Origin of the sequence: Cupriavidus sp. CuC1, from assembly GCF_044627735.1 — a bacterium.
GTDB lineage: Bacteria > Pseudomonadota > Gammaproteobacteria > Burkholderiales > Burkholderiaceae > Cupriavidus > Cupriavidus ulmosensis.
This window is the reverse complement of sequence record NZ_JBIUHC010000383.1, coordinates 1-1,159: the sequence shown is the minus strand read 5'-3', so window position 1 is coordinate 1,159 and position 1,159 is coordinate 1. Positions and strand designations below refer to the sequence as shown.

At 59.3% G+C, this 1,159-nt stretch carries 1 protein-coding gene; it reads left to right on the top strand.

Annotated elements, in window-relative coordinates; translation table 11 throughout:
- Positions 1–990 (top strand): group II intron reverse transcriptase/maturase (ltrA, locus tag ACGLHR_RS51780; RefSeq protein WP_400103901.1); only part of this gene is annotated, 990 nt, incomplete at its 5' end.
- Positions 991–1,159: the final 169 nt, after the last annotated feature.

Below are 1,159 nucleotides of genomic sequence, written 5' to 3'. Positions count from 1 at the left end.
CCCACAGTATCTGACAGGGTCGCCCAGACGGTGACCAAACTCATGATCGAGCCGATCCTTGATCCGGTATTCCACGAAGATTCCTATGGGTACCGGCCGGGCAAGTCGGCGAAACAGGCGATTGCCGTGACGCGAAAGCGTTGCTGGAAATACGACTGGGTTGTTGAGTTTGACATCAAGGCGGCGTTTGACCAGATCGACCATGCGCTGCTGATGAAAGCAGTGCGGCGCCACATCAGGGAAGACTGGATCCTGCTGTACGTTGAGCGGTGGCTGTGCGCGCCGTTTGAAACCGCGGACGGGGAGCAGATACCCCGCACGAGGGGTACACCCCAGGGAGGCGTAGTTAGTCCGATCCTGATGAACCTGTTCATGCATTATGCGTTTGACAACTGGATGAAGCGGACGTATCCGCAGTGTCCGTTTGCCCGATACGCCGATGATGCGGTGGTCCACTGCCGCACGGAAGCAGAGGCGAAGGCCGTGATGGAGGCAATAGCCTCGAGGCTGGCGGACTGTGGGCTGACGATGCATCCAGAGAAGTCGAAGATTGTGTACTGCAAGGACAGTAACCGTCCCGGTTCGTATCCCGACGTGCAGTTCACGTTCCTGGGTTTCACGTTCCGACCTCGTGAGGCGCTGAACAGACACAACCGGCGATTTACCAATTTTTTGCCGGCGGTGAGCAAGGAAGCGCTGAACCGAATGAGGCAGACGGTGCGGAACTGGCGGCTGCACCGCCGGACTCCAGCAACGCTGGAGGAACTCGCTGAGTTCTGCAATCCGGCAATTCGTGGGTGGCTAAGCTACTACGGGGCATTCCATCGATCTGCGATGCGCGAGTTGGCGCGTTATGTTGACCGTCGACTTGTGACGTGGGCCCGGCGCAAGTACAAGACGCTGTCGTGGCACAAGCTGCGCGGCGTGGCGTGGCTGGGCAGGATGAAGGATATCTATCGTGGACTGTTTACCCACTGGCGGGTTGCTTAGGGTGTGGTTGGATAACGGGAGCCGTATGACGCGAGAGTGTCACGTACGGTTCTGCGAGAGCCTCGGGGTGCGACTCCCCGGAGCTACTCACCAAGCACGAAACGGATCGGGGCAGATCGCCGGTTCGCAACATTGCCGAGGGGAGACCTCCCAACGGGAGGCGTCACCA